At 69.2% G+C, this 26,937-nt stretch carries 3 protein-coding genes; 1 reads left to right on the top strand and 2 read right to left on the bottom strand.

Going from position 1 to position 26,937, the window contains the following annotated elements:
• Window positions 1–43: 43 nt before the first annotated feature.
• The gene (locus JI745_RS25220; RefSeq protein WP_201813272.1) at window positions 44–23,098 is read right to left on the bottom strand and encodes an immunoglobulin-like domain-containing protein; all 23,055 of its coding nucleotides are present in this window, start codon (window positions 23,096–23,098) and stop codon (window positions 44–46) included.
• Window positions 23,099–23,487: 389 nt separating this feature from the next.
• Between JI745_RS25220 and JI745_RS25225 the strand changes: the two genes are divergently transcribed.
• Complete coding sequence (locus JI745_RS25225; protein WP_201813273.1) at window positions 23,488–25,410, top strand: diguanylate cyclase; 1,923 nt, start codon at window positions 23,488–23,490, stop codon at window positions 25,408–25,410.
• Here JI745_RS25225 and JI745_RS25230 read toward each other — a convergent pair whose 3' ends face one another.
• Window positions 25,411–26,835 carry an HlyD family type I secretion periplasmic adaptor subunit gene (locus JI745_RS25230; protein WP_201813274.1) on the bottom strand — a complete coding sequence of 475 codons (1,425 nt, stop codon included), beginning with the start codon at window positions 26,833–26,835 and terminating at the stop codon, window positions 25,411–25,413. It abuts the gene before it with no gap.
• Between the last annotated feature and the right edge of the window lie 102 nt (window positions 26,836–26,937).

Here is a 26,937-nt window from a genome sequence, read left to right on the forward strand (position 1 = left end):
TGGCGCCCCTCGGGGGCAGGAGCGCCAGCGACTGGGGGGCCCATCAGCTCCCGTCGACAAGCAACTTCGACTTGCTCAGCAGGTCCTGGATGATCTGCTGATCGGTCGTCAGCGCGCCGTTGCCCGTCAGGTCCACGCCCTGCAGCGTGATGGTCTGGTCGGTCTTGCTGGCGCTGAAGCCGGTCGAGAAGCCACCGCTGCTGCTGATCTGGATCACGGTGTTGCCACCGGTCACGCTGAAGTGCAGGTAGTTGCCGAGGTTGCCCGGGCCGCCCGACGCCGCCATCTCGCCCTGCAGCAGGTCGCGCAGGTCGAGCACGTCGCCACCGGCCGAGGGCAGGGCGGCGTTGAAGTCGGTGATCAGGTCGGCCGCCGGTGAGCCCGCGCCGCCCCGGTCGGCCAGCGACCAGCTGAACACGTCGGCCCCGAGGCCGCCGGTCATCGCGTCGTTGCCCGAGCCACCGGCCAGCGTGTCGGCGCCATCGCCACCCGAGAGGGTGTCGGTGCCGGCGCCGCCGCGCAGGATGTCGTCGCCGGTGCCACCGGTCAGGTTGTCATTGCCGAGGTCGCCCACCAGCAGGTCGTGGCCGGCACCCCCGTCGAGCGTGTCGTTGCCGGCACCCCCGTCGATGAGGTCGTTGGCGGCGTTGCCGGTCAAGGTGTTGTTGCCCGTGTCGCCGGCGATCGAGTTGGTGATCGCGCGCAGCGTCACTGTAGAGCTGCTGGTGTCGCCGTCGCTGTCGGTCAGCGTGTAGCCAATCGTCGTCGGGGCGATGGCCGCGGCCGTGCTGTTGGTGATGGTGTTGTACCTGATCGAGCCGATGCTGGCGTAGGCGTCGCTGTTGGCGGTGATCTCGATGCGGCCGATGTTGGAGTACTCGGCGGGAATCGCGAACGCCGCTTCCGAGTTGCTGTACACGCGGCCCAGCAGGTGGCCGTCGATGTGGTAGATCGCGTAGGTCAGCGCGACCGAGCCGCCGAGGTTGCTGTTGTCGTCATAGGGGTCGATGACCACGTTCTCCACGCCGTAGGCGGTGTTGAAGCGCACCACCAGCGTCTCGAGGTTGCCGACAGTCGAGTTCGTGTCGCTGGCGCCCGCGTCGGTGTTGACGCCGATGCCGCTACCGGTGCGGCGCACGCCGGCGTTCTCGAGCGTCGAGTTGCGCGCCACGCCGCTGAAGGTCAGGTCGCCGATCGTGAGCGTGGTGCCGGTGCTGGTGGAGCCCGTGAGTGCCACGGTCGTCGGCCCGGTCGACGGCGTGCCCGGCGTGTTGGCCGCCGACGGCGTGTACGTGTACGCGCCGTTGCTGCTGAAGCGCAGGCTGCTGCCGTCGCTCGCGTGCGTCCACACCAGCTGGCCGTTGTTCACCGTGTAGCTGCCGCCCGCGGCGGTGCCCGAGCCGTTTGCCACCAGATTGAAGGTCGCGCCCTGGAAGGTGACCGAGGTGACCCGCGCGTCGTCGACCGCGTTGTCGGCACCGGAGCCCTGCGCGCTGAAGTCGGTGCTGAGGCTGCCGACGGCGAGGCCGCCGTCGGTGTCCTTGCCGCTGATGACGTTGCCGGTGTAGCTCGTGTTGTTGGCGAAGAGCGTGTCGACGTCGGGGCGGGCCACCGGCTTGCCGTCGACCACGCTGAAGGCGAGGTTGGTGGCCGGCGTCACGTCGCCGTCGTTGTCGCGTGCGATGTAGCTGACGTTGAACGCATCGCCCTCGGAGGCCACGCCACCCGTGTAGTAGGTGTACTGGCCATTGGCGAAGTTGAAGGTCAGCGTGCCGTAGGTGAAGCCGCGGCTGGCGTTCAGCGTGAGCGTGTCGCCGGTCAGCGGCGAGCCGGCCGGGAAGCCGCCGGTCCAGCTGATCTGGTTGCTGCCGTTGAAGGTGAAGGTGACCGGCGTGTCGGGCGAGCCGTTGTTGTTGGTGTCGAGCTGCAGGGTGATCGACTGCACGTAGCCGTCGTCCGCACCGAGGGCGTTGCTCAGGCCATCGGCGCCGCTCACCACGCTGCCGCCGTTGGCCACCGGCACGGTCGTCAGGAGCGTGTTCGACAGCTCGTTGAGGTCGGGCACGATGATGGCCGGGTCGGTGACGCCGTTGCCGTCGCTGTCGACGTTGTGGATGCCGTTCAGCGGGCCGGTGTTGGAGATGCCGCTGCCGATGCCCACCGCGTACGACGAGATGTTGTTGTTGGCCGCGAAGGTGGCGAAGCCGGTCGACACCGCCGGGCTGGTGGTGTCGCCCTCGGTGGGCACGCCGTCCGACAGGAAGTACAGGATGTTCTCGCGGCTCTGGTCGACGGTGCCGAAGGCCGTCTGCGTCGCGTTCAGCGCTTCGGTGTAGTCGGTGCCGCCCGAGCCGTTGATCGCGTTGATGGCGGCGATCAGCTGCGTCTTGTCGGTATAGGCCACGTTGCCGTTGAGCACGCTCGCCGTCGAGGCGAAGGTGACCAGCTTGACCGAGACGTTCTGCGCCTGGTCGTAGTACTGGTTCACGAGCTCGATCAGCGCGGCCTTGGCCATCGCCAGGCGGGTGGTGATGTTCACCGTGCCGTCGGCATTGACCTGACGCACCTGGCCACCCGCGCCCTGGTCGGTCATGGAGCCCGAGACGTCGAGCACCAGCACCAGGTTGTACGACGGCAGCGCGTCTTCGGTCACGTTCACCGTGCGGTCGTAGGCCTGCGGGCGGTCGTCGACGATGTTGACCTGCACGTTGCCGCTGCCGGTGTTGGTGGCGTACGAGATCGCCTGGGTCAGCGTGTTGTTGCCACCGCCCGCGGCATGGGCCACGTTGTCGTTGAGCTGGTAGGTGTAGTCGCCAAGGCCGGTGCCCGAGACGTCGACCGTCAGCACGCCGGCGTTGACGCCGCCCACGACCTGCTGCACGCCGACGTAGCCGGCGCGTGCATCGAGGTCGCCCGCGCCGTTGTCGGTCACGCCGCCCACGCTGGTGATGGACGTGGCCCCCGGGTCGTTGCTCAGGAGGTTGCCGCTGATCGAGCGCACGCCGCCGCCGGAGCCGCCGACGAGAGCGCTCTCGTGCACGGTGATGAGGTCGTCACGCGTGGCGTAGGTGGTGATCGCGACGGTGGCGGTGCTGGTCTGGCCGTTGTCGTCGGTCAGGGTGTAGCTGAAGCTGCCGGCGCCGGCAACCGTCGGCGTGAAGGTGTAGGTGCCATCGCCGTTGTTGACCAGCGTGCCGCCCGACACCGCCGAGGTGCCGGTGATGGCGGCACGGTCGGGCAGCGAGTCGTTCGCCATCAGCTGCGCGGCGCTGATGATGATCGGGCTGCCGAGCAGGGTGGTGAAGCTGTCGTTCACGCCCAGCGGTGCGCCGTCGTTGACCGAGGCCACGTTGACGGTCACCGTGTTGGGCGCGGCGTCGAAGCCGCCGGACGCGTCGCGCACGCTGAAGTTGAACGAGGCGTAGTTGTTGCCGTTCTCTTCCGCGGCCGGGACGAAGGTGAGCTGGCCGCCGGTGATCTGCGCGGCGGTGATCACCTGGCCAGCGGTCACGAGCGCGGCGCCCAGGTAGAGCGAGCCGTTCACCGGCAAGGTGTCGATGCGCACCGCCGACGGGTTGACGTTGGTGCCGTCTTCCGCATCGTTCATCAGGAAGTTGGCCAGCGTGAAGACGTGCGCCGTGTCTTCGTTGGTGGTCAGCGTGACGTTGCGGCCGGCCGGCAGGTCGTTGACCGACACCACCTGCACGATGGTCTGCGCGGTGTTGCTGTTGTTGCCGCCATCGTTGACGACGACGTTGATCACGCGATCGGTGGTGCTCGGGTTCTCGCTGGTGTTGGCGAACGTGATCGCGCGGATGGCGGTCTGGTAGTTGGCGAGAGACGAGGTGCCGGTGAGCGTGATCACGTTGCCCACGACGTTGGCGGTGATGCCTGCGGGCAGGCTGCCGACCGCGAGCACGTCACCGGCCTGCGCGTTGGTCAGCGTGATGGTGGCGCTGGTCAGCGAGGTGCTGTCGACGTCGGTGATCGAGATGTCGGCGTCGGCGATCGACACCGCCGCGCCGTTCTCGGTGAAGGTGGTGGTGTAGCCGGTGCCGGCAGCGGTGGAGTTGTTGGCGTCGAGGTCGAGCACGGCCAGCGCGTCGTTGTCGACGATGCTGCCCACGCCGGTGCCGTCGAGGATGGTCGCGTTGGTCGGCGAGACGAGGTTGACGTTGAAGGTCTCCGTCGCCTCGGTCAGGGTGTCGTTGGCGATCGTGATGGTGATCGTCAGCGAGGTCACGCCGGGGTTGAAGGTGAGCGTGCCGGTGGCAGCAGTGAAGTCGCCGCCGGTCGCGGTGCCCGTGCTGGTGTTGTAGCCGACCGTGACTGTCTGGCCCGATGCCGCCGAGAGCGACACGGTGAAGGTCGCGGTGCCGGCGGCTTCGTTGACGGTGACATCGTTGACCGAGAGGGTCGGCGTCGCGTCGTCGTCGTTGATCGTGCCGGTGCCGGCGGTGCCGCCCACCGTGAGGGTGTAGGTCTCGTTCGGCTCGTCGAGCAGGTCCTGCGTGGTCGGCACGGCGACGGTGAAGCTCGTCACGCCAGCCGGCACGGTGATGATGCCGCCGGAGATGGTCACGCCATTGCTGAAGCTGGCGTTGGTGAGCGCGCTGCTGTAGTCGGCTGCCGAGGCGGTGCCGTTGGCGAGCGACAGCGAGTAGGTGGTGGCCACCGAGGAGGCATTGCTCAGCGTCACCGTGTGCAGCACGTTGCTGCCTTCGGTGGCGTTGGCAGCGCTGACCGACGCGATCGTGGGCGCGTTGTCGTCGTCGTTGATGGTGCCGACACCGGTGACGCCGCCGATGCTCAGGTTGTAGGTTTCGTCCGGCTCGTCGACCGTGTCCTGCGTCGCGGGGATGGTGACGGTGAAGGAGGTCACGCCCGCCGGCACGATGAGGTTGCCACCCGAGAGGGTGACGCCGTTGCTGAAGGTCGGCGTGCCGTAGTCCGTGCCGGCTGCCGTGCCGTTCGTCAGCGAGTAGGCGAAGCTGGTCGCGGTGCTGGAGGCATTGCTCAGCGTGACGGTGTGGACCAGGTTGGCGCCTTCCGAGGACGAGGCGGCCGTCACCGACGAGATGGTCGGTGCGGCATCGTCGTCGTTGATGGTGCCGGTGCCCGAAGTGCCGCCAACGGTCAGGGTGTAGGTTTCGTTCGGCTCGTCGATGGTGTCCTGCGTGGTGGGCACCGAGACGGTGAACGAGGTCACGCCCGCCGGCACGGTGATCGTGCCGCCCGAGATGGTGACGCCATTGCTGAAGCTGGCGTTGGTGAGCGCCGAGCTGTAGTCGGCACCCGTGGCCGTGCCGTCGGTGAACGACAGCGTGTAGGTCGTGGCGACCGAGGACGCATTGCTGAGCGTCACCGTGTGCAGCACGTTGCTGCCTTCGGTGGCGGAGGCGCTGCTCACCGACGCGACGGTCGGCGCGTTGTCGTCGTCGTTGATGGTGCCGAGGGCAGAGATACCACCGACACTGAGGCTGTAGGTTTCGTTCGGCTCGTCGATCGTGTCCTGCGTGGTGGGCACGGTGACGGTGAAGCTGGTGACACCGGCGGGCACGATCAGGTTGCCGCCGGAGAGCGTGACGCCGTTGCTGAAGGTCGCGTTGCCGTAGTCGACGCCACCGGTCGCGTTGCCGCCGCCGAGCGAGTAGGCGAAGCTGGTCGCGCTGCTCGAAGCGTTGCTGAGCGTGACGGTGTGGACGAGCGCGGTGCCTTCGGTCTGCATGACCGCCGTGACGGTCGCCACCGTGGGCGCGGCGTCGTCGTCGGTGATCGTGCCGGTGCCGGAGGCACCGCCCACGGTCAGCGTGAAGGTCTCGTCGGCTTCGTCGATGGTGTCGGCCGTGGTCGGCACGGTCACGGTGAACGAGGTGACGCCAGCCGGGACCGTGATGGTGCTGCCCGAGATCGTCACGCCGTTGCTGAAGCTGGCGTTGGTGAGCGTCGAGCTGTAGTCGGCGCCGGAGGCGGTGCCGTTGGTGAACGAGACCGTATAGGTCGTCGCGACCGACGACGGGTTGGTCAGGGTGACGGTGTGGACCGTGCTGCTCGCTTCGACCGCGCTCGCGTTCGACACCGAGGCGATGGTCGGTGCTGCATCGTCGTCGTTGATGGTGCCGATGGCCGAGGTGCCGCCCACGGTGAGCGAGTAGGTCTCGTTCGGCTCGTCGACGGTGTCCTGCGTGGTGGGCACCGAGACGGTGAACGAGGTCACGCCCGCCGGCACGGTGATCGTGCCGCCCGAGATGGTCACGCCGTTGCTGAAGTTGGCGTTGGTCAGGGCCGAGGTGTAGTCGGCGCCCGTGGCCGTGCCGTTGGCCAAAGACAGCGAATAGGTCGTGGCCACCGAGGACGCGTTGCTCAGCGTCACGGTGTGCAGCACGTTGCTGCCTTCGGTGGCGCTGGCGGCCGACACCGCCGAGATCGTCGGGGCGTTGTCGTCGTCGGTGATGGTGCCGACGGCCGAGATGCCGCCGACCGAGACGTTGTAGGTTTCGAGCGCGCCTTCGTCGATCGTGTCGAGCGTGGTCGGCACGGTGATGGAGAAGCTGGTGACGCCGGCCGGCACGAGGAGGTTGCCGCCTGAGAGCGTGACGCCGTTGCTGAAGGTGGCGTTGCTGTAGTCGACGCCACCGCCGGTGGCGCTGCCGCCGCCCAGCGTGTAGGCGAAGCTGGTGGCCGAGCTCGAAGCGTTCGACAGGGTGACGGTGTGGACCAGGCTGATGCCTTCGACTTCCGTCGCGGCGCTCACCGACGAGATGGTCGGCGCGTTGTCGTCGTCGTTGATCGTGCCGAGCGCGGCGACGCCGCCGACGCTGAGGCTGTAGGTCTCGTTCGGCTCGTCGATCGTGTCCTGCGTGCTGAGCACGGTCACGGTGAAGCTCGTGACACCGGCCGGCACGATGAGGTTGCCGCCCGAGAGCGTGACGCCGTTGCTGAAGGTCGCGCTGCCGTAGTCGACGCCGCCGCCGGTGGCGGTGCCGCCTCCCAGGGTGTAGGCGAAGCTGGTGGCCACGCTGGACGCGTTCGACAGGGTGACGGTGTGGACCAGGCCCGCGCCTTCGGTGGCCGAGGCCGGCGAGACCGAGGCGATGGTCGGTGCCGCGTCGTCGTCGGTGATGGTGCCGCTGGCGGCGACGCCGCCCACGTTGAGGTTGTAGCCCTCGTCGGCTTCGTCGATCGTGTCCTGCGTGCTGGGCACGGTGACGGTGAAACTCGTGACGCCGGCCGGCACGATGAGGTTGCCGCCCGAGAGCGTGACGCCGTTGCTGAAGGTCGCGCTGCCGTAGTCGACGCCGCCGCCGGTGGCGGTGCCGCCGCCCAGCGAGTAGGCGAAGCTCGTCGCCACGCTGGAGGCGTTGCTCAGCGTCACGGTGTGCACCAAGCTCACGCCTTCGACGGCCGTGGCGGGCGTGACCGACGCGATGGTCGGCGCGTTGTCGTTGTCGGTGATGGTGCCGACGCCGCTCACGCCGCCCACGGTCAGGTTGTAGCTTTCGGAAGTGCCTTCGTCGATCGTGTCCTGGATCGTGGGCACGGTCACGGTGAAGGAGGTCACGCCCGCCGGCACGGTGATCGTGCCGCCGGAGATCGTCACGCCGTTGCTGAAGGCAGCGTTGGTCAGCGCGCTGGTGTAGTCGACACCGCCGCCGGTGGCGGTGCCGCCGCCCAGGCTGAGGGTGTAGGTGGTCGCCGTGGCCGAGGGGTTGCTCAGCGTCACGGTGTGGACGATGTTGCTGCCTTCCGTGGCGTCGGCGGCCGACACGGTGGCGACAGTCGGGGCCGCGTCGTTGTCGGTGATGGTGGCCACGCCCTGGCCGTCGGCGATGGTCGCGTTGCTCGGCGTCGAGAGGTTGACGGTGAAGGTCTCGCTGCCTTCGAAGATGGTGTCTTCGGCGATCGAGACGGTGACGGTCTGCGAGGTGACGCCGGGGCCGAAGGTCAGCGAGCCGGTGGTCGCGGTGTAGTCGGCGGTGGTGGCGGAGCCGTTGGCCGTGCCGTAGCCGACCGTGACGGTCTGGCCGCTCGGGGCCGAGAGCGTGACGGTGAAGGTGGCAGTGCCGTCCGCTTCGTTCACGGTCACGTCGCCGATGCTCAGCGACGGCGCAGCGTCGTCGTCGGTGATGGTGCCGGTGCCCGTCACGCCGCCCACGTTCAGCGGCACGGTCTCGTCGGCTTCGTCGAGTGCGTCCTGCGTGGTCGGCACGGTGACGGTGAAGCTCGTCACGCCGGCCGGCACGGTGAGGCTGCCGCCCGAGAGCGTGACGCCATTGCTGAAGGTCGGGGTGCCGAAGTCGGCCGCGGCCGCCGTGCCGCCGCCCAGCGCGTAGGGGTAGCTCGTCGCGGTGCTCGAAGCGTTCGACAGGGTGACCGTGTAGACCAGGCTGTTGCCTTCGGCGGCGCTCGGGCTGGAGACGCCGGCGATCACCGGCGTGGCGTCGTTGTCGGTGATGGTGCCCTGGCCCTGGCCGTCGGCGAGGGTCGCGTTGCTCGGCGCCGAGAGGTTGACGAGGAAGTTCTCGCTGCCTTCGAAGATCGTGTCTTCGCCGATCGCGACGGTGATGGTCTGGGTGGTGACACCCGGGGTGAAGGTCAGCACCCCGCTGGCAGCTGTGTAGTCGGCCGTGGTCGCGGTGCCGTCGGCGGTGGCGTAGTTGACCGTGACGGTCTGGCCGCTCGGGGCCGAGAGCGTGACGGTGAAGGTGGCGGTGCCGGCCGCTTCGTTGACGATGATGTCGTTGACCGAGAGGGTCGGGGTGGCATCGTCGTCGGTGATCGTGCCGGTGCCCGAGGCGCCGCCCACGGTCAGCGTGTAGCTCTCGTCGGCTTCGTCCAGCGCGTCCTGCGTGGTGGGCACGCTCACGGTGAACGAGGTCACGCCCGCCGGCACGGTGATCGTGCCGCCGGAGATGGTCACGCCGTTGCTGAAGCTGGCGTTGGTGAGCGCCGAGCTGTAGTCGGCGCCCGTGGCCGTGCCGTTGGTGAACGACAGCGAGTAGGTCGTGGCGACCGACGAGGCGTTGCTCAGCGTCACCGTGTGCAGCACGTTGCTGCCTTCGGTGGCGTTGGCACTGCTCACCGACGAGATCGTCGGCGCGTTGTCGTCGTCGTTGATGGTGCCGAGGGCCGAGACGCCGCCGACGTTGAGGTTATAGGTCTCGTTCGGCTCGTAGATCGTGTCCTGCGTGGTGGGCACGGTGACGGTGAAGCTGGTGACGCCGGCCGGCACGATGAGGTTGCCGCCCAAGAGCGTGACGCCGTTGCTGAAGGTCGCGTTGCCGTAGTCGACGCCGCCACCCGTGGCGGTGCCGCCGCCCAGCGTGTAGGCGAAGCTCGTCGCCACGCTCGAAGCGTTCGACAGGGTGACGGTGTGGACCAGGCTCGTGCCTTCGGTGGCCGAAGCCCCCGTGACCGACGAGATCGTCGGTGCGTTGTCATCGTCGTTGATCGTGCCAACACCCGAGGTGCCGCCGACCGTCAAGGTGTAGGTCTCGTTCGGCTCGTCGATGGTGTCCTGCGTGGTGGGCACCGAGACGGTGAACGAGGTCACGCCCGCCGGCACGGTGATCGTGCCGCCGGAGATGGTGACGCCGTTGCTGAAGCTGGCGTTGGTGAGGGCCGAGGTGTAGTCGGCACCCGAGGCCGTGCCGTTGGCGAACGACAGCGAGTAGGTGGTCGCGACCGAGGAGGCGTTGCTCAACGTCACGGTGTGCAGCACGTTGCTGCCTTCGGTGGCGGAGGCCGCGCTGACCGACGCGACGATCGGCGCGTTGTCGTCGTCGTTGATCGTGCCGAGGGCAGAGACGCCACCGACGCTGAGGTTGTAGGTCTCGTTCGGCTCGTCGATCGTGTCCTGCGTGGTGGGCACGGTGACGGTGAAGCTGGTGACACCGGCGGGCACGATCAGGTTGCCGCCCGAGAGCGTGACGCCGTTGCTGAAGGTCGCGTTGCCGTAGTCGACGCCACCGGCGGCGGCGGTGCCGCCACCCAGCGTGTAGGCGAAGCTCGTCGCCACGCTGGACGCGTTCGACAGCGTGACGGTGTGGACGAGGGCGGTGCCTTCGTTCTGCGTGTCGGCCGTGACGGTCGCGACGGTGGGCGCGTTGTCGTCGTCGTTGATCGTGCCGGTGCCGGCGGCCGCGCCGATGGTGAGGGTGTAGGTCTCGTTGGCTTCGTCGATGGTGTCGGCCGTGGTCGGCACCGAGACGGTGAACGAGGTCACGCCCGCCGGCACGGTGATCGTGCCGCCGGAGATGGTCACGCCGTTGCTGAAGTTGGCGTTGGTGAGCGTCGAGGTGTAGTCGGCGCCCGAAGCGGTGCCGTTGGTGAACGACAGCGTGTAGGTGGTCGCGACCGACGAGGGGTTGGTCAGCGCCACGGTGTGGACGATGCTGCTCGCCTCGACCGCGCTCGCGCTCGACACCGACGAGATGGTCGGTGCGTTGTCGTCGTCGGTGATCGTGCCCAGCGCCGCGATGCCGCCAACGTTGAGGTCGTAGGTCTCGAAGTTGCCTTCGTCGATCGTGTCCTGGCTGGTCGGCACCGTGATCGTGAACGAGGTGACGCCGGCCGGCACGATGAGGTTGCCGCCCGAGAGGGTGACGCCGTTGCTGAAGGTCGGCGGTGCGGTGTAGTCGCTGCCGCTGGTGGCGGTGCCGCCGCCCAGCGTGTAGGCGTAGCTCGTGGCAACCGACGAGGCGTTCGTCAGCGTCACGGTGTGCACGAGGGCCGTGCCTTCGACCTGCGTCGCGGGCGAGACGCTGGCGACCGTGGGCGCGGCATCGTCGTCGCCGATGGTGCCGGTGGCGGCCACGCCGCCCACCGACAGGTTGTAGGTCTCGTCCGGCTCGTCGACCGTGTCCTGCGTGCTGGGCACGGTCACGGTGAAGCTGGTGACGCCGGCCGGCACGATGAGGTTGCCGCCCGAGAGGGTGACGCCGTTGCTGAAGGTCGGCGTGCCGTAGTCGGTGCCGCCGGTGGCGGTGCCACCGCCCAGCGTGTAGGCGAAGCTCGTGGCCGAGCTGGAGGCGTTGCTCAGGGTGACGGTGTGCACGAGGCCCGTGCCTTCGGCGGCGGAGGCCGGCGAGACCGAGGCGATGGTCGGGGCTGCGTCGTCGTCGAGCACGGTGCCCGTGGCGGCCACGCCGCCCACGTTGAGCGTGTAGGTCTCGTCGGCTTCGTCGATGGTGTCGCCGAGCGTGGGCACGCTCACGGTGAACGAGGTGACGCCCGCCGGCACGGTGATCAAGCCGCCGGAGATGGTCACGCCGTTGCTGAACGAGGCATTCGTCAGCGAGGCGGTGTAGTCGGTGCCGCCGACGGCCGTGCCATCGGTGAGCGAGAGCGAGTAGGTGGTCGGCGTGGTCGACGGGTTCGACAGCGTCACCGTGTGCACCACGCTCACCGTCTCGACGGCGCTCGCGGCCGACACGGTGGCGATGGTCGACACGTCGTTGTCGACGATGCCGGTGGACACCGACGAATTCGCGCCGCTCACCACCAGGTTCTCGAAGTTGCCCCCGGTCGCACCGTCGATCGTGACGGTGAAGCTCTCGGCGCCCTCGGCCAGGTTGTCGTCGATCGTCGCGATGTTGAAGCTGGCCGCGCTGCTGCCGGCCGGGATGGTGACGGTGGTGACGCCGCTGAAGTCGCTGCCGTTGGCCGCGGTGCCGCTGTAGCGCAGGGTCACGGTCACGCCGGCGCCCTGGGCCGGGGCGGTGAGCGAGAGGGTGTAGCTGCCCGACGCGCCTTCGTTGACCGACGCACTGCCGCTCAGGCTGAGCGTGGTGGTGTCAATCGTGTCGGTGACGGTGGTGACGGCCGGGGTGGTGCTGTGCACCAGCGACTCGAATCCGCCGCCGCTCGCGCCGGTGATGCTGGCCGACACGCTGCCGGCGTCGGTGTAGACGTCTTCGGCCGGCGCCGGCACGGTGATGCTGCCGCTGGTGTTGCCGGCGAAGATGGTGATCTGCTGGCTGTTCGACAGCTGCACCGTCACGTTGGTCTGCGCCACGCTCGTGAGCTGGGCGGTGTAGACGATGCTGCCGCCTTCGGCGACGGTGTTGGTCGCGGTCAGCGACACGGTGGTCACGTCGGCCGGGGTCTCGTCGTTGATGACGGTGGTGACGCTGCTGGCCGCGCCGTTGGCGGCGATGGCCTCGAAGCCGCCGCCGCTGATGCCGCCGAGCGACACGACGATGGTGTCGCCCGAATCGGCGATCACGTCGTCGAGCGTCGCCAGGTTGAAGGTGGCGCTGGTGGCGCCGGCCGGGATGGTGACGCTCACCACGCGGTTGTAGTCGCTGCCGTCGACGGCGGTGCCGCTGTAGGCGAGGTTGACCGTCACCGCCGTCACGGCGGCCTGGCCGAGCGTCACGGTGTAGTTCGAGGTGGCTGCCCCTTCGGTCACGCTGGCCGGGCCGCTGAGGCTCACGAGCACGGTGTCGGGCGCTGCTTCGTCGCCGATCGTGGTGGTGACGCTGCTGGCCGCACCGACCGCGAGGTTCTCGAAGCTGCCGCCGGTGGCGCCAGCGATGGTGACGACCACGGTCTCGCCGGAGTCCGCAAACGCGTCGTCGAGCGCGGCCACGCTGAAGGTGGCCGAGGTGGCGCCCGCCGGGATGGTGACGGTGGTCACGCCGCTGCGGTCGGCGCTGCTGGCCGTGCCGCTGTAGGCGAGGGTCACGGTGACGTCGGTCAGCGCCGGGTTCGTCAGCGTGAGGGTGTAGGTGCCGCTCGTGCCTTCGGTCAGGGCGCCGGGGCCGGCGATGGAGACGCTCGTCGTGTCGACGGTGTCGGCGATGCTGGTGACGGCCGGTGCCGGGTTGACGGAGAGGGCGATGCCGCCGCCGCTGGTGCCGGTGATGGTGGCGCTGACGCTCGTCGGGTCGACGTACACGTCTTCGTTGGCGGCGAACGGCACGCTCACGCTGCCGGTCAGGCTGCCGGCGTTGATGCGGATGGTCTGGCCGTTCGACAGCGTCACGTCGAGGTCGCTCACCGGGGCCTGCGTGAGCACCGCGGTGTAGACGATGGTGCCGCCTGCTTCGGTCAGCGAGGGCGTGGCCTCCAGGCTCAGCGTGGAGATGTCGTTGTCGACGATGCCGGTGGTCAGCGAGCCGGCGCTGCCGCTCACGGCGAGCTGCTCGAAGTTGCCGCCGGTGGCGCTGGCGATGGTGAGGGTGAAGCTCTCGGCGCCTTCGGCGATCGCGTCGTCGATCGTCGCGATGCTGAAGTTGGCCGAGCTCGCGCCCGCGGGGATGGTGACGGTGGTCACGCCGGTGAAGTCGCTGCCGTTGGCGGCGGTGCCGCTGTAGCTGAGCGTGACGGTCACGGCCGTCGTCTGCGCCGGGCTCGTGAGCGAGACGGTGTAGCTGCCCGAGGCGCCTTCGGCCACCGAGCCCGAGCCGCTCAGGCTCACGGTGGTGGTGGTCAGCGTGTCGGTGATGCTGGTGCTCGCCGCGGCGGGGTCGACGACCAGGTTCTCGAAGTTGCCGCCGGTGGCCGAGTCGATGGTGGCCGAGACGGTGCTCGCATCCACGTACACGTCGTCGGTGGGCGCGAGCACGGCGACCGTGCCCGACGAGCTGCCCGCCGGAATGGTGATGACCGCGTTGTTCGACAGGCGCACCGTCACGTCGGTGTCGGCCACGTTGTTGAGCGCGGCGGTGTAGACGATGGAGCCGCCCTCGGCGACCGAGGGGCTCGCGGTGAGCGTGACGGTGGTGGTGTTGACCGTGTCCGTGACGGTGGTCGTGGCCGCCGTGGGGCTGATCGTCAGCTGCTCGAAGTTGCCGCCGGTGGCGGTGGTGATGGTGGCCGAGACGGTGCCGGCGTCGACGATCGCGTCGTCGCCCGGCGCAGGCACGGTGACCGTGCCGGTCGAGGCGCCAGCCAGGATGGTGATCTGCGCGCCGTTCGACAGGCGCACCGTCACGTCGGTGCCTGCCGCGTTGTTCAGCGAGGCGGTGTAGGTGATGTTGCCGCCCTCGGCCACGGTGCCGGTGGCGGTGAGGGTCACGGTCGTGTTGTCGACCGTGTCGGTGATGTTCGTCGTGGCCGGGGCGGCGTTGACCGAGAGGTTCTCGAAGTTGCCGCCGCTGGTGCCGGTGATGCTGGCCGACACGGTGCCGGCGTCGATGAGCGCGTCATCGGTCGGCGCGGGCACGCTGATGCTGGCCTGCGAGGCCCCGGCCGGGATGGTGATGGTGCGCGTGTTCGACAGCGTGATGACGAGGTCGGTGCCCGCCGGGCTCGTGAGCGAGGCGGTGTAGACGATGCTGCCGCCTTCGGCGACGGTGCCGGTGGCCGCGAGCGTGAGGGTCGTCGTGCCGATGGTGTCGGTCACCGAGGTGGTGGCCGGCGCCGGGTCGATGGCGAGGCTCTCGAAGTTGCCGCCGGTGGCGCTGGCGATCGTGGCCGAGACGGGACCGGCGTCGACGACGAAGTCTTCGCTCGGCGCCGGCACGGTGACGGTGCCCGTCGAGTTGCCCGCGAGGATGGTGATGACCGCGCTGTTCGACAGCGTGATGGTCACGTTGCTGCCCGCCGGGTTGTTCAGCGAGGCGGTGTAGGTGATGTTGCCGCCTTCGGCCACGGTGGGCGTGGCGGTGAGGCTGACGGTCGTGGTGTCGACCGTGTCGGTGACGCTGGTGACGGCCGGCGTCGTGTCGCGCACCAGGTTCTCGAAGTTGCCGCCGGTGGCGGTGGCGATGGTGGCGCTGACGTTGGCGGCGTCGACCAGCACGTCGTCGCCCGGCGCGGGCACGCTCACGCTGCCCGACGAGGTGCCGGCCAGGATGGTGATGACCGCGTTGTTCGACAGCGTGACGGTGACGTCGCTGCCCGCCGGGCTGGTGAGCGAGGCGGTGTAGACGATGTTGCCGCCTTCGGCGACGGTGCCGGTGGCGGTGAGCGACACGGTGGTGGTGTCGATCGTGTCGGTGACGTTGGTGGTGGCCGGGGCCGGGTTCACCACCAGGTTCTCGAAGTTGCCGCCGGTGGCGCTGTTGATCGTGACCGAGACCGGGCCCGCGTCGACCAGGGCGTCTTCGCCCGGGGCCGGCAGCGTGAGCGTGCTGCTCGATGCATTGGCCGGGATGGTGATCTGCTGGCCGTTCGACAACAGTACCGTGACCGGCGACTGCGCCACGCTCGTGAGCGTCGCGGTGTAGACGATGTTGCCGCCCTCGGCCACGGTCGGCGTGGCGGTGAGGGTGACGGTGGTGTTGTTGACCGTGTCGGTGACGGCGGTCACGGCCGCAGCAGGGCTCGCGACCAGGTTCTCGAAGTTGCCGCCGGTGGCGGTGTCGATCGTGACCGAGACGTTGCCGGCGTCGACGTAGACGTCTTCGCCCGGTGCCGGGACCGAGACGCTGCTCTGCGAGCTGCCGGCGGCGATGACGATCTGCGCGCCGTTGGACAGGCGCACGGTCACGTCGGTGCCGGCGGCGTTGTTCAGCGTCGCGGTGTAGACGATGCTGCCACCTTCGGCCACGGTGGGCGAGGCGGTCAGCGTGACGGTGGTGGTGTCGACCGTGTCGGTGACGGTGGTCACGGCCGGGGCCGGGTCGCGCACCAGCGATTCGAAGTTGCCGCCGCTCGCGGAAGCGATGCTGAGCGAGACGGTGCCGGCATCGGCCAGCGCGTCGTCGCCGGGGGCGGCGAGCGTCAGCGTGCCGGTGGTCGCACCGGCCGCGATATTGATCTGCTGGCCGTTCGACAGGTTGACGGTGACGGGCGACTGCGCCGCGCTCGTGAGCGTGGCGGTGTAGACGATGGAGCCGCCTTCGGCGACCGTCGGCGTGGCCGACAGCGACACGGTGGTCGTGTTGAGGGTGTCGTTGACGGCGGTGGTGGCCGGCGTCGGGTCGATGCTGAGCGCGATGCCCCCACCCGAGGTGCCGGTGATGGTGGCGCTGACGCTCGTCGGGTCGACGTAGACGTCTTCGTCGGCGGCGACGGGCACGTTCACCGTGCCGGTCAGCGAGCCGGCGGTCACGGTGATGGTGGCGCCGTTGGAAAGGTTGACCGTGAGGTCGGACACCGGCGCCTGGCTCAGCGTGGCGGTGTAGACGATGCTGCCGCCGGCTTCGGTGATGGCCGGCGTGGCGGACAGGCTGACGACCGAGACGTCGTTGTCGACGATGCCGGTGGTCACGCTGCCGTTGGTGGCGCTGACCACCAGGTTTTCGAAGTTGCCGCCGGTCGCGGTGTTGATCGCGACGGTGAAGTTCTCGCTGCCTTCGGCCGCGGCGTCGTCGATCGAGGCGATCGAGAAATTGGCCGAGCTGCTGCCGGCCGGGATGGTGACGGTGGTGACGCCGGTGAAGTCGCTGCCATCGGCGGCCGTGCCGCTGTAGGTCAAGGTGACGGTGACGGCGGTCTGCGCCGCGCTCGTGAGCGAGACGGTGTAGCTGCCGGCGTTGCCTTCGATGACCGAGCCCGAGCCGCTCAGGCTCACGGTGGTGGTGTCGACAGTGTCGCTGACGGCGGTGGTCGCCGGCGTGGCGTCGACCACCAGGCTCTCGAAGTTGCCACCGGTCGCGCCGGTGATGCGGTTCGACACGGTGCTGGCGTCGACGAGCACGTCGTCCGTCGGTGCGGGCACGGTGACGGAGCCGGTGGAGGCGCCGCTGAGGATGGTGATGGTGGCGCCGCTCTGCAGCGTGACGGTCACGTTGCCCTGGGCGGGCGAGGTGAGCGAGGCGGTGTAGACGATGCTGCCGCCTTCGGCCACCGCCGGCGTGGCGGTGAGCGAGACGGTGGTGGTGTCGGCGGTGTCGCTGACGGCGGTGACGACCGGCGTGGCGTCGACCGACAGGTTCTCGAAGTTGCCGCCGCTCGCCGAGTCGATGCGCACCGAGAGGTTGCCGGCGTCGTTGTAGACGTCGTCGGTCGGCGCGGGCACCGTGATCGAGGCGCTGCTGGTGCCGGCCGCGATGGTGATGGTGGCGTTGTTGGACAGGCGCACCGTCACGTCGGTGTCGGCCGGCGCGGTGAGGTTCGCGGTGTAGACGATGCTGCCGCCTTCGGCGACCGAGGCGGTGCCGGTCAGCGAGACGGTGGTGGTGTCGATCGTGTCGGTGACGGTGGTCGTCGCCGGCGTGCCGTTGAACACCAGGTTCTCGAAGTTGCCGCCCGAGGCGCCGGTGATGGCCAGGCTCACAGGGCCGGCGTCGACGTGCACGTCGTCGCCCGGCGCTGCGCGCGTGAAGGTGACCGCGCTCGCGCCCGAGGGAATGGTGACGGTGCTGCCGTCCGACAGCGTGACCGTGACGTTGGCCTGCGCCGGTGCGGTGAGGCTGGCGGTGTAGCTGATGTTGCCGCCTTCGGCGACGCTGGGCGAGCCGGTGAGCGAGACGGTGGTGGTGCCGATCGTGTCGCTGACGGCGGTGACCGCCGGCGTGGCGTCGACGACCAGGTTCTCGAAGTTGCCACCGGATGCCGAGGTGATGCGGTCGGACACGTTGCCCGCGTCCACGTACACGTCGTCGCCCGGGGCGGGCACGGTGATCGAGGCGCTCGACGCACCGTTCGGGATGGTGATGGTCGTGCCGCTCTGGAGCGTGACGGTGACCGGGCCTTGCGCGACGGAGGTCAGCGTGGCCGTGTAGACGATGCTGCCGCCTTCGCTGACGGCCGGCGTGGCGGTGAGCGAGACGGTGGTGCTGTCGACCGTGTCGGTGATCGCGGTGATGGCCGCGGCCGGGTTGACCGTCAGGTTCTCGAAGTTGCCGCCGGTGGCGGTGCTGATGGTGGCCGACACGTTGCTCGCGTCGGTGTAGACGTCGTCGGTCGGGGCAGGCACGCTCACCGTGCCGGTGCTGGCACCGGCGGCGATGGTGATGACGGCGTTGTTCGACAGCGTGACCGTCACGGCCGACTGGGCCGGTGCGCTCAAGCTGGCGGTGTAGACGATGTTGCCGCCTTCGGCGACCGAGGGCGACGCGGTCAGGCTGACGGTGCTGTTGTCGACCGTGTCGGTGATGGTGGTCACCGCCGCAGCCGGGTTGCGCACCAGGTTCTCGAAGTTGCCGCCGCTGGCGTTCGTGATGGTGACCGACACCGAGCCGGCGTCGAGGTACACGTCGTCGGTGGGCGCGGGCACCGGCACCGAGCCGCTGCTCGAGTTGGCAAGGATGGTGATCGTGGCGCCGTTCGACAGCGTCACCGTCACGTCGCTCTGCGCCGGGGCGCTGAGGGTGGCGGTGTAGACGATGTTGCCGCCTTCGGCCACGGTCGGCGTGGCGGTGAGGGTGACGGTGCTGGTGTCCGTCGTGTCGCTGACGGCGGTGACGGCCGGCGAGGTGTTGACGACGAGGTTTTCGAAGTTGCCGCCGTTGGCGCTGCTGATGGTGACCGACTCGTTCGCCGCGTCGGTGTACACGTCGTCGGCCGGCGCCGGCACGGTGACGGTGCCGCTGCTGGCCCCGGCGGCGATGGTGATGACGGCGCTGTTCGACAGCGTGACCGTCACGTCGGTCTGGGCAGGCGAGGTGAGGCTCGCGGTGTAGACGATGGTCCCGCCCTCGGCGACCGCGGGTGTCGCGGTCAGCGAGAGGGTGGTGGTGTCGACCGTGTCGTTGATGGTGGTGACGGCCGGCGTCGGGTCGACCGTCAGGTTCTCGAAGTTGCCGCCGCTGGCATTGGTGATCGTCACCGAGACAGGGCCGGCGTCCGCGTACACGTCGTCGCTCGGGGCGGGCAGGACGATCGCGCCGAAGGCGCTGCCGGCGTTGATGGTGATTGTGTCGCCGGTCGAGAGCGTCACGGTCACGGCGGTCTGCGCCGGGTGCGACAGCACGGCCGCGTAAAGGATCATGCCGCCTTCGTTGACCGCGGGCTGGGCCTGCAGGCGCACTTCGGCCGTGTCGATGGTGTCGGTGACGGTGGTGACGGCGGGTGCCGGGTCCACGGCGAGCGGAATGCCGCCGCCCGAGGTGCTGGCGATGGTGGCGCTGATGCTGGTGGCATCGAGGTACACGTCTTCGTTCGCGGCGACGGGCACGCTCGCCGTGCCGCTCAGCGCGCCGGCGGCGATGGTGATGACGGCGCCGTTGGAGAGCGTGACGTCGAGCGCGGTGGTCGGCGCCTGCGTGACGGTGGCGGTGTAGACGATGGTGCCGCCGGCCTCGGTGATCGAGGGCGTGGCGCTGAGGCTCACGGTCGAGATGTCGTTGTCGACGATGCCGGTCGTCACCGATCCGTTGGCGCCGCTGATGACCAGGCTCTCGAAATTGCCGCCGCTCGCCGCGCCGATGGCGACGGTGAAGCTCTCGGGGCCTTCGGCCAGCGCGTCGTCGAGCGCGGCGATGCTGAACGTGGCCGAGCTGCTGCCCGCGGGGATGGTGACGGTGGTGGTGCCGGTGAAGTCGCTGCCGTTGGCGGCGGTGCCGCTGTAGGTGAGCGTGACGGTGACGGCGCTGCCCTGCGCCGGGCTCGTGAGCGAGACGGTGTAGCTGGCGCTGCCCGCTTCGGCGAGCGTGGGGTCGCCGGTGAGGCTCACCGTGGTGGCGTCGAGCGTGTCGGTGATGGTCGTGCTGGCAGCGGCCGGGTTGACCTGCAGCGACTCGAAGTTGCCACCGCTGGCGCTGGCAATGGTCTGCGAGACCGAGCCGGCGTCGAGGTAGACGTCGTCGGTGGGCGCGGCCACGTTGACCGTGCCCGAGGAGGCACCGGCCGCGATGTTGATGATGGAGCCGTTGGCCAGCGTCACGACCACGGCGGTCTGCGCGGCCGACGAAAGCGTGGCGGTGTAGACGATGGTGCCGCCCTCGGCCACGCTCGGCGTGGCGGTGAGGGTGACGGTGGACACGTCGGCGTCGTCGGTGACGGTGGTGCTGACGGTGCTCGTGGTGGCGACGGCCTCGTAGCTGCCGCCGCTCGTGCCGGCAATGCCCACGCTGAAGCTCTGGGCGCCCTGCACGAAGTTGTCGTCTGCGCGCACGGCGAAGGGCGCGCTGTCGGCCGTGCTCTGGCCGACGGGGATGGTGATGGTCTGGCCGTTGGTCAGCGAGATGACGAGCGGCGACCCGACGACCGGCGCGCTCACGGTGGCGGTGTAGACCACGCTGCCACCTTCGGCCACGCTGGCGGCCGACGAGGTGAGGGTGACGGTCGAGACGTCAGCGTCATCGCGAACGGTGGTGACGGCCGAGCCGGTGGGCGTGAGGGCTTCGAAGTTGCCGCCGGTGCTGCCCGTCACGGTGACGGTGAGCGTGTCGTCCGGTTGCACTTGCACGTCGTCCGGCCGCACGGTGAAGGCGGCGGTCGAGGCGCTGCTCTGGCCGACCGGGATGGTGACGCTCTGGCCGTTGCTGAGCGTGACGGTGAGCGGCGAGCCGCTCACGGCATTGCTGAGCGAGACGGTGTAGACGATGGAGCCGCCTTCGGTCACGTTGGCGGCCGAGGCGCTCACGGTGACGGTGGTCGGGTCGGCGTCGTCGGTGACGAGGGTGGCGACCGAGCCGCCGGCGGTGATGGCTTCGAAGCGGCCGCCGCTGCTGTTGGTGATGCTGACGTTGAGCGTGTCGGTGCCTTGCACCTGTGCGTCGTCGGCGCGCACGGCAAACGGCGCGCTGCTGGCGCTGCTGGCGCCCACGGGGATGGTGATGGTCTGGCCGTTGCTCAGCGTCAGCACCACCGGCGAGCCGGTGACCACGTTGTTGAGCGTGGCGGTGTAGACGATGCTGCCGCCTTCGGTGACGGACGCGGCCGAGGCGGTGAGCGTGGCGGTCGTGGCGTCGCTGTCGTCGGTCACCGTGGTGGTGGCGGTGCCGGTGGACACGAGCGACTCGTAGGCGCCGCCGGTGGTGCCGGTGACGGTCACGCTGAGCGTGTCGTTGCCTTGCAGGTCGGCATCGTCGGCGCGCACGGCGAAAGGCGCCGAGCTGGCGCTGCTCGCGCCCACCGGGATGGTGATCGTCTGGCCATTGCTGAGCGTCACGACCAGCGGCGAGCCCACGACGGGCGCACTGACGCTCGCGGTGTAGGTGAGGCTGCCGCCTTCGGCCACGGACGCGGCAGACACACCCAGGGTGAGGGTGCTGGTGTCGGCGTCGTCGGTGACGGTGGTCGTCGGCGCACCGGTGGCGGTGAGCGACTCGTAATTGCCGCCGGTGGCGCCGGTGATGGTGGCGGTGACCGTGTCGGTGCCTTGCACCTGCACGTCGTCCGGGCGCACGGCGATCGGAGCCGAGGTCGCGCTGCTCGCGCCGACCGGGATGGTGATCGTGGCGCCGTTGGAGAGCGTCACGACCAACGGGCTGCCGGTGACGGGCGCGCTCGTGGTGGCGGTGTAGGAGATGCTGCCGCCTTCGACGACGGTGGCGGCCGAGGCGGTGAGGGTGACGGTGGAGACGTCGGCGTCGTCGGTGACGGTGGTCGTCGCGGTGCCGACCGGCGTGACCGCTTCGAAGTTGCCGCCGGTGGTGCCGGTGATGTTGACGCTCAGGGTGTCGGTGCCCTGGACTTGCGCGTCATCGCCGCGCACCGCAAACGGTGCGCTCGAGCCGCTGCTGGCGCCGACCGGAATGGTGATGGTCTGCCCGTTCGAGAGCGTGATCACCAGCGGCGAGCCGCTCACCGGGTTGGTGAGCGTGGCGGTGTAGACGACGCTGCCGCCTTCGGTGACCGATGCGGCCGAGGCGCCGAGCGAGACGGTGGTGCTGTCGCTGTCGTCGCTCACGCTGGTGGCGACGGTGCTGGTGGCGACGAGCGACGAGAAGTTGCCGCCGGTGGTCGAGGCGACGCCGATGGTCTGCGTCTGCGTGCCTTGTGCGTAGGCGTCGTCGGCGCGCGGCACGACGGGGGCGCTGTTGCCGCTGCTCTGGCCGACGGGGATGGTGATGGTGCTGCCGTTCGACAGCGTGATGACGAGCGCCGAACCGGCGACCGGGTGGTCGACGGTCGCGGTGTAGACCACGCTGCCGCCTTCGGCCACGGCCGGAGCCGAGCTCGACAGCGTGACGGTGGTCGGCACCGGCGTCACGTTGACCTGCGCGACGGCGGCCGAGGAACTGGCGCCTTCGTTGTCGGTGACGGTGTAGCCGATCGGCGTGCTGCCGGTGAAGCCGGGGTTCGGCACGAACACCAGGCTCGACGCCTGGGCCGGGGTGAGCACGGTGCCGGGCACGACCGGCGTCACGCCATCGGCCAGGAAGAGGCTGCCGCCCGCGGGCGGGCTGGTGATGGTGATGCCGGTGACGGTGCCATCGATGTCGGTGCCGCCCAGGTTGACCGGAATGCTGCTGTATTCAGGGCCCGCGGTGGCGATGCCGGTGTTGGCGAGCGGCGTGTCGTTGACCGGGAGCACGGTGATCTGCGCCGTGGCGGGCGCCGAGACGGAACCCCGGTCGTCGGTGACGGTGAAGGTGACGGCCGCGCCGCCGTTGAAATCAGGCGCCGGGCGGAAGAGCAGGCCGGCGGCCTGCGCCGGGGTCAGCGTCTGGCCGACGGTGACGGGAGTCACGCCATCGGCGAGCAGCAGCGTGCTGCCGGCGGGGATGCCGACGATGGTGACGCCGGCGACGGTGCCGTCGGTGTCGGCGCCGCCGAGCGAGATGGGGAGCGTGGCGTCTTCGTTGCCCGACACGGTGGCCGGCGTGGCGGTGGGGCGGTCGTTGGGCGTGGCCGGGGCGGCCGGGGTCGCGGCGACCTGTTCCTCGGGCGCGGTGGTGAAGGTGGGCACGGTGCCGGTCGGCTCCACGCCGGTGGTCTGGGTCAGCGCGGCCGGGGTCACGTCTTCCGCGATGCGGCCCACGCGCAGGCCGGGCTGCAGGCCGCCACCGTCGCCCGGGTTCAGGCCGGCGGCGGGCGCTGTCTGTGCGTCGGGCTCGTTCAGCTCGGCGATCACGCGGTCGACTTCATCGACCGAGGGCGTGGCGGGTGTCTTGGCGGCCGCGGTGGCGGTGCCAGGCGCGTCCGGCTCGGGGGTGAGCTGCACCAGGCCGTCTTGCGTCGTGAGGATCACGTCGCCCTTGAGAACCACGTCACCCATCTTTAAAGGGATGAGTTTTCCGTCGGGCGTGCGTCGCAGCGCAGAGCCCCAGAGGCCGGTCACTTTGCCGTTGACGGTTTGGACGATGGTGGGCATGAAAAAACCTCGGACGCAATACCACTCAGGATGTCGACGAGGATAGCCCGCGCCCTGATGCTTATGCTCTTTTCCGCAGGGCGTTTGTGTGAACTGAATCGCATCAAACGCCTTATTCGGCGCGCATAAGCGGGCGGTTTTGGAGGCCGTGATTTATGCACGGAAACCTCCTTCAACCGTTATCGGCCGGGTTTTCTGAAACTTGAGGGCCGGGTTTTCCAGCGCTCAGTTGAAACCGGTGGAAACGGGTTTGGTGTTCCATCCTGCAAGCGGGTAGGGCCCGGGTGTGAACTAAGTGCGCTGCGGCGGCCTGTTGTGAACCAAACAGCCTCCACCCCGGCGCTGGACGGCCGAAATCGACCTATCGTGCGTCCATGCCTACCCCGTTCATGACAAGACTGTCCCGCTGCGGATGTCTGCTCGCGCTCCTGTGGTGGAGCATGCTCGGCCTGGCCCTGCCCGTGGCGGCGGCGCCCGCCGAGCACGTCATTTCGGCCGACACCCGCAAGATCATCGTCGACAGCGACGTCGAGTACCTCGTCGAGAAGCCGGGCGAAGCGCTCACGCGCGAGCGTGTGCTGCAGGCCGACATGGGGCCGCGCTGGAAGGTGTTCCCCGGCAAGATCGTCAGCCTGCCCGGCCAGCGCAACCCGGTCTGGGTGCGCTTCACGGTGCGCAGTGCCGGCGTGAACCTCGACCGCATCCTGTCCGTCGACTGGCCGCTGAACGACGAGGTGCGCTTCTCCCAGTTCACCCCGGACACCGGCGCCTGGCGCGCCGAACACGTCGGCGGCCTCCAGCATCCGGAGGCGCCGCAGATCCACAAGGACCCGAACCCGATCTTCCCGGTCGAGCTGGGCGCCGGCGAGCGCAGCGTGCTGCTGCTGCGGGTGACGGCGCAGACCTCGGTCATCGCGCCGCTCGTGCTGTGGGACCTGCAGACCTGGCAGGCGAGCCGTTTCGACTATGCCGTGGTGATGGGCCTGGTCTTCGGCATCCTCGGCGTGATGTTCTTCTACAACCTGAGCCTGTACATCTTCACGCGGGAGAGAAGCTTCCGCACCTACTCGGGCTACCTGCTGGCGATCATCGCCTACCAGCTCTGCGTGACGGGCTTCGGCCCACTCTTCATCTGGCCCGGCAACGACTGGCTGAACACCCGCGGCTACGAGTTCTTCGCCGCCAACAGCTTCCTTGCCGCGACGCTCTTCTTCCGCAACTTCCTCGACATCGGGAAAAGCGTGCCCCGGCACATGGACTGGATCAACAAGGCCTTCGTGGTGTTCTTCACCGTGTCGGCGGTGCTGCTGATCTTCAAGATGCCGGTGGCCGTGCCGCTAGCCTTGAGCGGGGTGGCCTTCCTGACCGGATTCGCCGGCATCTACACCGCGGGCTACCTGGTGTGGAAGGGCAACGTCCTGGCGCGCTACTTCGTCATCGCCTGGGCGACGATCATCGTCGCGACGATGCTGCTGTTGATGGCGCTGGCTGGCGTCATCGAGTCTGGGCCGTGGACGAAATACGCGCAGCCGATCGGCTTCGTGCTCGAGACCGTGCTGCTGTCGGTGGCGCTGGCCGAGCGCATCAAGCGGGAGCGCCTCTCGAAGGAAGCGGCCCTGCGCGAGTCACAGGAGCTCGCACGCAAGGTCGAGCTGGAGCGCGAAGAGAAGCTGCGCGCCCAGGAACACGCGCTGACCGTGCAGCGCAAGGCCAACGAAGAGCTCGAGCTGCGCGTGATCGACCGCACCGCCGAGCTCAAGCGTGCGATGGAAAACGTCGAGCTGGCCAACCGGGAGCTGGCCAAGCTCAGCGTGACGGACGGGCTCACCAAGGTGAACAACCGCCGCTACTTCGACGAGACCATGAAGAAGGAGTACGACCGCTCCACGCGCAGCGGCAGCCCGCTGGCCCTGATGCTGGTCGACATCGACTACTTCAAGAAGATCAACGACAGCGTGGGCCACCTCGGCGGCGACGAGTGCCTGAAGCTCGTGGCCTCGGCCCTGGCCAGCTGCGTGGGCCGCTCCACCGACCTCGTGGCCCGCTACGGTGGCGAGGAGTTCGCCGTGGTGCTGCCGGGCCTCGACGCACCGCACGCAATGGAAGTGGCCGAGCGCATCCGCAAGGCGGTCGAAGACATCCAGTTCATCTACCGCGGCCGGCGTGTGCCGGTGAGCGTGAGCCTGGGCGTGGTGGCCCGGGTGGCCGAAGCGGACCGGCCTCTGTCCGAGTTCATCCGCGAAGCCGACCAGGCGTTGTATGCCGCCAAGGGTGCCGGCCGCAACCGGGCCATGCTGGCGGAAGCCGCGTGATCAACGCTCGCGCAGCGCGTAGGCCTTGACCTTGAGCACCGGCTTCAGCAGATAGGCCAGCACCGTCTTCTGCCCGGTGAGGATGTCGACCTCGGCCGTCATGCCGGGGATGATGGGCAGCTTCTCGCTGAAGTTGGCGCGAGCGGTGCGCACGCGCACCAGGTAGTAGGCATTGCCGCGCTCGTCGACCACGGTGTCGGGGCTGATGTTTTCCACCTTCGCTTCCAGCCCGCCGTAGATGGAGAAGTCGTACGCGGTGAACTTCACCGTGGCGCTCTGGTCGGGGCGGATGAAGGCGATGTCCTTCGGCGCCACGCGGGCCTCGAGCACCAGCTGGTCGTCGAGCGGCACGATCTCCACGATGTCCTTGCCGGGCTGCACCACGCCGCCCACCGTGTTGGCCAGGAGGCGCTGCACACGGCCACGCACGGGTGACTTCACCTGCGACTTGGCGACCTTGTCGCTCAAGGCCACCTGGCCTTCGTTGAGCGCGTTGAGCTTGCCCACCACCTCGGCGAGTTCCTTGCGGGCCTCGTTGCGGAAGGAGATCTCGGTCTCCTGGATCTTGCGCTGGGCCTCGCCGATGGACGCCTGCACGCGCGCGATCTGCGCGGTGGCGGCGTCGGCGTCGCCACGGCTCTTGGCCACGTCGCGCTCGAGGCGGAGGATGTCGACTTCCGACACGGCGCCGGTGGCGAGCAGGGGGCGGGTCTTGGCGAGCTCCTGCAAGCCGAGCTCGAGCGCACGCTCGGCGGTGGCCTTGCGCGAGCGCATCTCCGACAGCTCCTGCTGGCGCTGCTGCAGCTGCTGGTTGTTGATCGACAGGAGTGTCGAGAGCTCGGTGCGCTTGGCTTCGTACAAGGCCTGCTCGCCTGCCAGGATGCGCAGCTCCTCTGGGTCGGTGCTCTTGGGCGGCACGAAGCTGCTGCCGTCGGCCAGCGCCGAAAGACGCGCCTGTCGCGCCCGCAATGCAAAGCCGGTGGCGGCGCTCTCGCGCACGCCCGAGGTGGCGCGCGTCTCGTCCACCTTCAGCAGCAGCTGGCCGGCTTCGACCACCTGGCCTTCCTTGACGAGGATCTCCGACACCACGCCGCCGTCGAGCGACTGCAGCACCTGCAGTTGACGCGAGGGAATGACACGGCCTTCGCCGCGCGTGACCTCGTCGACCGGCGCCAGCCCCGCCCACAGCAGCAGCAGGAACATCACCACCACCGAGGCGCGCACGATCTTCTGCGCACGCTGCGTCTCGCGGCGCGACATGACCTCCACCGCTTCCTGCTCGAAGCTGCGAAAGCCCGCCTGCGCCGTCTGCGCATCGGTGGCGGCCGAGCCGAAGATGCGGTCGGTGACGGGCGCGATGAACACGCGGATGCGTTCGAGCACGGCTAGCAGCTTGCGGCCGCCGCGCATCAGTGCTGCGTTCATACGGCCTTCTGGCGCGTTCATGACCGAGCCTCCGAGATGCGCGAGCGCAGCAAGCGCACCATCAAGCAACGCCCCAAGGAACCGGCTTTGCCGGGCCTTCGG

Source organism: Piscinibacter sp. HJYY11, assembly GCF_016735515.1.
Lineage (GTDB): Bacteria > Pseudomonadota > Gammaproteobacteria > Burkholderiales > Burkholderiaceae_C > Rhizobacter.

Excerpts from the sequence above, each read along its gene's own strand:
- JI745_RS25230 (WP_201813274.1), bottom strand. The coding sequence starts at position 26,835 with ATGAACGCAGCACTGATGCGCGGCGGCCGCAAGCTGCTAGCCGTGCTC.
- JI745_RS25220 (WP_201813272.1), bottom strand. The coding sequence starts at position 23,098 with ATGCCCACCATCGTCCAAACCGTCAACGGCAAAGTGACCGGCCTCTGG.
- JI745_RS25225 (WP_201813273.1), top strand. The coding sequence starts at position 23,488 with ATGACAAGACTGTCCCGCTGCGGATGTCTGCTCGCGCTCCTGTGGTGG.